The following is an 8,531-nucleotide window of genomic DNA, read 5'->3' as shown; positions in this document are numbered from 1 at the left end:
CACCAACCAGAAACCCCACCACCGTGGAGCACCCGTTTGGGGCATTTCGTTCAACCACCCGCCGCTCCCGCGCCGGGCACTTTTACTACGTTACCTCACCGTCCCTGCCGTGTCAAACCGTGTGTCCCGGTCTGTCATGCTTCGTACGGGTCGGCGCCGCTGAGCACGCACAGCGGTCACCCACTGCACTTGATCATCGGATTTGGCAGGCCGGCCGCTGCGGTTTCCCGCTAGCTCGCCCGGTTCCCTACCGGTCGACAACCTTACCCGGTCGGTTCCGCTCCGCCAAATCCGCCCTGCGGCGTGTCAGCGGGCCTCGCCCGGGCCGCATCCTCGCGAAGCGTAAGCCTCGGTCGGACCCGGCACCAGCCTGGTTCGGCGCTCCCGGACCTTCGTCCCGTTTGCCCCGTTCCGCGCTGGCAGAGAGAAAGTTACGCGTCTGCGGGTTTGAACGTCAAATCGAGGGGTAGCGGCGCGCGTCACACCCACCTGGAGCACCCGCGATCAAGGAGTTGGCGTCGGAACGGCGCCCCTCTCGTCGGACACGAACTCCCTGATCACGGGGCTGGGTCAGGAGGGGCGGCGGTGGGTCGAGCGGGCGGCGCGGTAGGCGCGGAGGCCGAGGACTCCCACAGTCGTGCCGATGGCCAGGGACGCGGCGATCAGGAGGGCATGTACCCAGAGGAAGCCGGTGGGGCTGCCCTCGCCGACGACACCGGTCGACCAGGCGCGCTCGTCGTTCCAGATGGCGAGCGCGAACCTCGGCCAGATCGCCCACGTCCAGACGCCGACGGCGACCAGGAACAGCGACCAACCACGTGACAGGACCATGGTCGGCCAGTATGCCAGCGCGCCGTCGTCCCAGCTCAGGCCCGCAAGCGACGCCGCACGTGTTTCCGGTGCCGCCGCCGGGGCACTGTTTCTGTCGAGCCGATTCGACGGAGGTGCGCCGATGCAGCCGTTCAACCCGTGGAGCTGGCGGGATCCGTCCGCCCTGGCCGGTGGGTACGACCAGACCCGGCCGGGAGACGTGCCGCAGCAGCGCGCCGGCGACGCGGACGGCCCCGACGCCCCCGGCCCGGGCACGCCGATCGACCTGACCGGCTACCGGGTGGAGGCGACGGACGGCCGGATCGGCTCGATCGACGAGGCGAGCGAGGACGCCGACGCGCGGTACCTGGTGGTGGACACCGGTCCGTGGATCTTCGGCAAGAAGGTGCTGCTGCCGGCCGGAACCGTCGCCCAGGTCGACCACCTGGACCGCGTCGTGCACGTGGACCGCACCCGGGAGCAGGTGAAGGAGTCACCCGCGTTCGACGCGGAGCACTTCGCCCATCCGGACTACCGGGAGCGGGTCGGCACCTACTACGCGGAGAGCTATCGACAGCGGTAAGCACCGCGGGTGCGGCCGCACGAGCCGATGAACGGCTAATGTGTCTGCCATGGCCCGGTCGCGCAGCCACCTCCCGGAGACCCGCAGCGGTCTCCCGGGCCACACTGCTGACGGCCGGGAGCAGATCCTCGACGTACTTCGTGCCGGCGGACTTCGGTTCCGCGCCGGCGGGCGATGGCGGCGCTCGTTCTGACGAGCCGCTCCACCGATCCGGGTGACACCCGGATCGTCTCCGCGCATCCGCGCGTCCCCGCCAGCGAACGGCACGAAAGGCGTACGACCATGTCCTCTGCACGCATGCTCACCGGCGACCGCCCGACCGGGCGGCTGCACCTCGGCCACCACGTGGGCAGCATCGCCAACCGAGTGCGGCTGCACCAGCGGTACGAGAGCTTCTTCATCATCGCCGACCTGCACATGCTCACCACCAGGAACACCCGCGAGGACATCGCCCAGGTGGCCGGCAACGCCCGGGAGATGGTCACCGACATCCTCGCCGCCGGAGTGGAACCGAGCCGGGCCACCTTCTACCTCCAGTCGGCGATCCCCGAGGTCGGCGACCTGAACACGCTCCTGCAGAACCTCGTCACCGTCCCGCGTCTGGAACGCGTCCCGTCGCTCAAGGAGATGAGCCGGGACGCGGGCAAGGAGGAGATGCCGTACGGGCTGCTCGGCTACCCCGTCCTCCAGGCGGCCGACATCCTCTGCGTGAAGGGGCAGGTCGTGCCGGTGGGCCGGGACAATGCCGCCCACGTCGAGGTGACCCGCGAGATCGCCCGCCGCTTCAACCACCTGTACGGGGAGGTGTTCCCCGTGCCGGAGCTGCTGCTGTCGGAGACGCCGACACTGGTGGGCACCGACGGGCAGGGCAAGATGAGCAAGAGCCGGGGCAACGCGATCGCCCTGTCCGACGACGCGGCGACGGTGCGGCGCAAGGTGCGCGGCATGTACACGGACCCGAACCGGGTGCGCGCCGACGTGCCCGGCTCCGTCGAGGGGAACCCGGTCTTCGCGTACCACGACCTGTTCAACCCGGACCGCGCGCAGGTCGAGGAGTTCAAGGCCCGCTACCGGGCCGGCCGGGTCGGCGACGTGGAGGTCAAGGAGGCCCTCGCCGTGGCGCTCAACCGGTTCCTCGACCCGATCCGGGAACGCCGCGCCCGGATCGAGGCCGACACCGGCCTCGTCGACCGGCTCATCCACGAGGGCACCGAACGCACCCGGGAGCAGGTGCACCGCACGCTCGTCGAGGTGCGCCGGGCGATGGGCCTGACCAGCGCGTACACGCAGGTGCGGCGCCGCGCCGAGCGGCACCGCGGCGCCGCCGCCACACCGGCCTGACGAGGGGGTACGCCCAACCGGCCGGCCCGGGAACGACGTTGCCCGCCCCGGACCGGCCGGTTAGGCTTCCCCCGTGACCTGCGCCCGCACCCTCGTGCCGCCGTCGAACGACGTCCCGGCCGGTGCGGAGCGACGCCGGCGGTCCCGCGACCGCCTGCGCTGAGCACCTGTCTCCTGCGACCGGCGGATCGAGCCGCCGGTCGCACCCGGCCGTCCCCGGTCCGCCCGCATCCCATCCGAGATCCGCGTGAGAGCGGATTCGAGCGAGATCGGCGTACCCATGGATCTGGAGAGACTGCTGACCGACCGGCTGGCGCCGGCGTTCGAGGCCGTGGCCGGCGTGCCCGTGGACCCGCTGGTACGGCGCTCCCCGCGCGCGGACTTCCAGTCCGACGCGGCGCTCGCGCTGGCGCGGCGGCTCGGCCGGCCGCCGCGCGACATCGCCGCGGAGGTGCTGCGGCACTCGGCGCTGACGGACGTCTGCTCGGCCGCGGAGGTCTCCGGACCGGGCTTCCTCAACCTGACGGTGTCCGACGACGCCCTGGCCGGGATGGTCGGCGCGCTCGCGTCGGACCCGCGCCTCGGCGTGCCGGCGGCAGCCGTGCCGGAGACCGTGGTGGTCGACTACTCGGCCCCCAACGTGGCGAAGGAGATGCACGTCGGGCACCTGCGCTCGACGGTGATCGGAGACGCGGCGGCCCGGCTGCTCGGCCGGCTGGGACACCAGGTCGTGCGGGCCAACCACCTCGGCGACTGGGGCACCCCGTTCGGCATGCTCATCGAACACCTCGTCGACCTGGGCGAGGACGGCGCGGCGCAGGAGCTGTCCATGGGCGACCTGGACTCGTTCTACGCGGCGGCGCGCCGGAAGTTCGACGCCGACGAGGGGTTCCGCGAGCGGTCCCGGCTGCGCGTGGTGACGTTGCAGGGCGGCGACGAGACCACCCGGCGGCTGTGGCGGCTCCTCGTGGAGCAGTCCGAGCGCTACTTCCTGGCCGTGTACGACCTGCTCGACGTCACCCTCACCCGGGGCGACTTCCGCGGAGAGAGCAGCTATCACGACCTGCTCGCGCCGACCGTGGCGGAGCTGGACCGGCTGGGGATGCTGCGTCTCAGCGACGGCGCCGCCTGCGTCTTTCCACCCGCGTCGGTGGGCCGGGACGGGGAGCCGCTGCCGCTGATCGTGCGCAAGTCCGACGGTGGGTACGGATACCCGGCGACGGACCTGGCGGCGCTCCGGCACCGGGCCGGGACGCTGGGCGCGACGCGCCTGGTCTACGTGGTGGGACTGCCGCAGAGCACGCACTTCGAGATGGTCTTCGCGGTGGCGGCGCAGGCCGGGTGGCTGACTCCGCCCGCCCGCGCCGAGCACGTCGGCTTCGGCTCGATTCTCGGGCCGGACGGACGGATGCTGCGGAGCCGGGCCGGCGGATCGGTGAAGCTGGTGGGGCTGCTGGAGGAGGCGGTCGGCCGAGCGACGGCGCTGGCCCGCGAGCGGAACCCGGAGCTGGGCGCCGAGGAGACGGCCGAGGTGGGCCGGGCGGTCGGCATCGGCGCGATCAAGTACGCGGACCTCTCCGTCGACCGGCACCGCGACTACGTGCTCGACTGGGAGCGGATGCTGTCGCTGGACGGCAACACCGCCCCCTACCTGCAGTACGCGTACTCCCGGATCCGGTCGATCTTCCGGCGCGGCGGTGTCGCGGCGCGGCCGGACGCGCCGCTCGCCTTCGCGGCGGCGGCCGAGCGGGCGCTCGCCATCGAGCTGGTCGGCTTCGCGGGCGTGGTGGCGCAGGTGGCGGAGAACCTGGAGTTCCACCATCTCACCGGCTACCTGTACCGGCTCGCCAGCGCCTTCAGCACGTTCTACGAGCACTGCCCCGTGCTGCGTGCCGAGGAGGCGGTGCGGGACAGCCGGCTGGTGCTGGCCGACCTGACCGCCCGGGTGCTGCGCGAAGGGCTGGACCTGCTCGGTATCCGTACGCCCGAGCGCATGTGACACGCGCTGGACGGGGCCACCGGAAATGCGTGCGGCGGATAGCGTGGCGCATCTATCGAACGCAGGGAGGCGACCATGGCGGATCGGCGCGCGGTTCTCGCTCCGGGACGGGGCTACGACACCCGGGGCCCGCTGTTCGTCTACGTCGGGGAGGCCTTGCGCCGGCTCGGCTTCGACGTGCACGAGGTGACCTGGCGGTCGCTGGACGATCTGCGCCTCGACAGCGCGCCGCAGTGGGTCGCCGAGCAACTGGACCCGGTCCTCGACGCCGGGGTCGATCTGCTCGTGGGCAAGTCTCTCGGCAGTTTCGCCGCCCCGCTCGCCGCCGACCGGGGCATCCCGGCGGTCTGGCTGACGCCGCTGCTGACCGACCCCGCGGTACGGGAGTCGCTGGGCCGGGCCACCGCGCCGTTCCTGCTGGCCGGCGGCACCGCCGACCGGGTCTGGGACGGCGCGCTGGCGCGGCGGCTCACCCCGTACGTGGTGGAGGTCGCCGACGCCGACCACGCGATGATGGTGCCTGGGCCGTTGGCGGCCTCGGCCGAGGTGCTCGGGCGGATCTGCACGGCCGTGGAGGAGTTCGCCGGCGCTGCCGGCCGCTGACCGGTCAGCGGCGGCGCCGCCACGCCCACACGCCGCCCGCCACCCCCGCGACGAGCGGCAGAAGGCAGCAGAGCATCAGGATGGACAGGTGCCACGGCTTGATCGCTCCCATGGCCGAACGATAGACGTCGCTCTCCAGTCGTAGGGGGCACCGCCGCCATCGAACCCGTGCGATCCTTCCTCCGCGGGCGCTTCGATCGCCGCCCGCGATCATTCACGGGGAGGACCGGAGTGCGTACCCTCGCGCCCACTTTCGGACGTCTACTTTCGACAGTCACCACGTTCGCCGTCGGTTGCGCGACGGTTGTCGGCGCGGCCGCGACTCCGGCCGCGGCCGCCGTCGGCGGCCCGACCGACCTCACCACCGCCGGGCAGGCCTGCGTTGCCCAGGCGCCCGGGCCCTACCTGAGCCCGGTACGGCTCAACGACGCCAACGCCGTCGTGCTCCAGGGCACCTACAGCGGCACGCCGCAGAGCGCCGACCCGCAGGCCGACTTCCAGGTGTGGGACGTCACCACGCCGGACGCCCCGCAGCAGTGGCTCACCGGCCTCGCCCAGCACAACAACCAGGTGTACGTCCAGCTCGAAGATCCCGATCGGCAACGGCACGGAACCACGTACGCGTGGCGGGTGCGCGTCCTCGACGGCGCCGACACCTCGCCGTGGAGCGCCACCTGCTACTTCACGATCGACCGCATCGGTGGTCCGGCACCGGCCGTCACCTCCGCGAAGTACCCGACGGGCGACTGGGAGAACGCCGGTGGCGGGGTCGGCGACGCCGGGAGCTTCACCTTCACCTCGGCCTCCGACGACACAGTGAGCTACCAGTACCGGTTCTCCGGTGTCGACGACGAGTACGCCACGGTCCCGGCGGAGAGCCTCGGCGGCCCGGCCACCGTCACCTGGACGCCGCAGGACGCGAGCTACCACTCGGTGCTCGTGTACGCCATCGACCGCGCCGGAAACTGGTCCGAGCAGACGATCTACGGTTTCTGGGTACGGGAGACGCGGCCCTCGGTCTTCTCCACCGCCTATCCGGACGACGGCCGCACCAACCTGGACTACGGCCCTGGCGTGCCCGGCGCGTTCCAGTTCACCTCGACCGTCCCGGGCACGGAGTCGTTCGCCTGGCGGATCGACGGTGACGGTCCGTCCGGTTCGATCGCGGCCGGTGGCGACGGCACGGCCACCGCGATGATCGCCCCGACCCGGGCGGGTCGCCAGACCCTGTACGTGCGCAGCGTCACCGGCGACGGCGTGACCCATCCGGAGCGGGCCTACACGTTCGTCGTCGACAACGCCCCCCGGGTCACCGGTGACGTCGACCGGAACGTGATCATCGGGTCGTCGCTCCGGTTCCACCTGGCCCCGCGCATGCCCGAAGTCACGTCCTACCTCTACTGGACGGCTGACTACAACGGCAGCGCGAGCCAGAAGACCGTCCTGCCGGCCGGCGCGGACGGCACCGCGGACCTGACCTGGACCGCCACCAGCGAGAGCACGCAGGCGCTGTACGTGCAGAGCCGCAGCGCCGACGGCACGCTCTCCGAGCCGCGGTTCGTCTCCGTCTCGGTGTCGGGCGCCAGCCCGTACGTGACCCGCAGGGGCGGCGAGGCCGTCGGGTCCACCGCCACCTTCACGGCGCGCACCGAGATGGTGAACGTCGCCGAGTACGAGGTGTTCCTCAACCGCGATCCGGCCACCCGGCAGGTGCTGCCGGCGGCGGCTGACGGCACCGTCACCTTCCAGTACACGCTCAACGAGCCCGGCTACGCCTACGTCACCGTGATCGCCAGTAACGCCGCCGGGGTGCGGACCACCGAAGGCGGGACCTCCTGGTCGGTGACCGACTCCCCGGTGGTCGTCTCGACGGACTTCCCCACGTCGGGCTCCGGCAGGTTCGCGCCCGGCACCTTCACGTTCAAGCCCCGGCAGCCCGGCGCGGTGAAGTACACGTACCAGGTCGCCGGCGCCGAGGGCACCGTCGCGGCCACGGCCGACGGCACCGCGACGATCAGCTGGACTCCGCCGGACGCCGGCTACTACACGCTCTACGTGAAGAGCGTGACGGCGGACGGCGCGCAATCGCTGCAGACCTACTACTCCTTCTCCGTGGCGCCCGATCCGCTGACCGTGACGTCGGTGTCGCCGGCGTCGGTGGAGACCGGCGCGGTACGGACGATCACGATCACCGGCAGCGGCCTCCACCAGGAGGATCAGGTCACCGTCACCCCGGCCGGCGGCACCGCGATCGTCGCGACGGTGCGGAGCGTCTCCGCGGACCGCCGGACCCTCACCGCCGATGTCGATCTGACCTCCGCCGGGGTGGGCAAGGCTTCCGTCTCGATTCGGCCGGACGAGTGGAGCACCCCGGTTTCGCTCGCCGACGCGTTCTCGATCACCGAGTCTCAGGCCCTCCGGTCGGTGACGGCACCGGCGGTGACCGGCACGGTCGCCGTGGGGGCGACGGTGCGCGCGTCGACCGGGCAGTGGAGCCCGGCCGCCTCGGCGTACGCCTACCAGTGGGCGGCCGACGGCACCGCGATCAGCGGGGCGACCGGTCCGACGTACGTGATCCGGGCGTCCGAGCTGGGCAAGCGGCTGACCGTGACGGTCACCGCGACCAAGCCCGGGTACTCGTCCGGCCGGGCGACGTCGGCGGCCACGGTCCCGGTCGCGAAGGGTCCGGCGTTGCAGGCCACTGTCACGCCGACGATCACCGGCACGCCTCGGGTGGGTCAGACCGTGCAGGCGACCACCGGCACCTGGACGCCGACCGCCGACTCGTACCGCTACGAGTGGCGAGTGGGCGGGGAGCTGACCGGCACGACGACGAAGACGCTGACGTTGACCGCGGCGATGCGCGGCAAGGCGGTCACCGTGACGGTCGTCGCGGTCAAGGCGGGCTACGCCAACGGTCGTGCCACGAGCGCGCCGGTGACCGTCCGCGCGTAACGTCACCGGCCGGCCGGGCGGTTCCCGTCAACGGCGGACCGCGCCACCACCGTTGCCTCCAGAGCAACGATCATCACCGTCCGAGACGCCGGAGAGCCCGGCCCGCGTGTCGCGGGCCGGGCTCTCCGGATCTCGGGGTACGCGCTCAGCGCTGGAGGGTGAGGAGTCCGGGTCGGTAGGGCAGGAGGCCGTAGTCGCCGCCGGAGTTGGGGGAGCGGCCTTGGTAGAGCAGTTGGAGGT

At 72.1% G+C, this 8,531-nt stretch carries 6 protein-coding genes; 5 read left to right on the top strand and 1 reads right to left on the bottom strand.

Annotated elements, in window-relative coordinates; genetic code table 11:
• Window positions 1-570: 570 nt before the first annotated feature.
• On the bottom strand, window positions 571-831 hold the full coding sequence (locus tag ACFYO8_RS29570; protein ID WP_354875007.1) for an SCO4848 family membrane protein: 261 nt from the start codon (window positions 829-831) through the stop codon (window positions 571-573).
• A gap of 121 nt (window positions 832-952) precedes the next feature.
• On the opposite strand from ACFYO8_RS29570, the gene ACFYO8_RS29565 reads away from it, so the two are divergent.
• The 5 genes from ACFYO8_RS29565 (at window position 953) to ACFYO8_RS29545 (ending at window position 8,291) form a co-directional block, all read left to right on the top strand.
• The gene (locus ACFYO8_RS29565; RefSeq protein WP_354875008.1) at window positions 953-1,393 is read left to right on the top strand and encodes a PRC-barrel domain-containing protein; all 441 of its coding nucleotides are present in this window, start codon (window positions 953-955) and stop codon (window positions 1,391-1,393) included.
• A gap of 282 nt (window positions 1,394-1,675) precedes the next feature.
• The gene (gene trpS, locus ACFYO8_RS29560; protein WP_354875010.1) at window positions 1,676-2,734 is read left to right on the top strand and encodes a tryptophan--tRNA ligase; all 1,059 of its coding nucleotides are present in this window, start codon (window positions 1,676-1,678) and stop codon (window positions 2,732-2,734) included.
• Between the two features lie 280 nt (window positions 2,735-3,014).
• Window positions 3,015-4,733 carry an arginine--tRNA ligase gene (gene argS / locus ACFYO8_RS29555; protein WP_354875012.1) on the top strand — a complete coding sequence of 573 codons (1,719 nt, stop codon included), beginning with the start codon at window positions 3,015-3,017 and terminating at the stop codon, window positions 4,731-4,733.
• Window positions 4,734-4,808: 75 nt separating this feature from the next.
• Entirely contained in the window at window positions 4,809-5,336 is a 528-nt protein-coding gene (locus ACFYO8_RS29550) for an alpha/beta hydrolase (RefSeq protein ID WP_354875014.1), read from the top strand.
• A 231-nt stretch (window positions 5,337-5,567) separates the two neighbouring features.
• Complete coding sequence (locus ACFYO8_RS29545; protein WP_354875016.1) at window positions 5,568-8,291, top strand: hypothetical protein; 2,724 nt, start codon at window positions 5,568-5,570, stop codon at window positions 8,289-8,291.
• Window positions 8,292-8,531: the final 240 nt, after the last annotated feature.

It is taken from the genome of Micromonospora sp. NPDC005257, assembly GCF_042872445.1.
Lineage (GTDB): Bacteria > Actinomycetota > Actinomycetes > Mycobacteriales > Micromonosporaceae > Micromonospora.
The sequence above is the reverse complement of the archived record's forward strand: the minus strand, read 5'-3'. Positions and strand labels throughout refer to the sequence as shown.

Coding starts and splice junctions, on each gene's coding strand:
- ACFYO8_RS29570 (WP_354875007.1), bottom strand. CDS start 831: ATGGTCCTGTCACGTGGTTGGTCGCTGTTCCTGGTCGCCGTCGGCGTC.
- ACFYO8_RS29565 (WP_354875008.1), top strand. CDS start 953: ATGCAGCCGTTCAACCCGTGGAGCTGGCGGGATCCGTCCGCCCTGGCC.
- trpS (WP_354875010.1), top strand. CDS start 1,676: ATGTCCTCTGCACGCATGCTCACCGGCGACCGCCCGACCGGGCGGCTG.
- argS (WP_354875012.1), top strand. CDS start 3,015: ATGGATCTGGAGAGACTGCTGACCGACCGGCTGGCGCCGGCGTTCGAG.
- ACFYO8_RS29550 (WP_354875014.1), top strand. CDS start 4,809: ATGGCGGATCGGCGCGCGGTTCTCGCTCCGGGACGGGGCTACGACACC.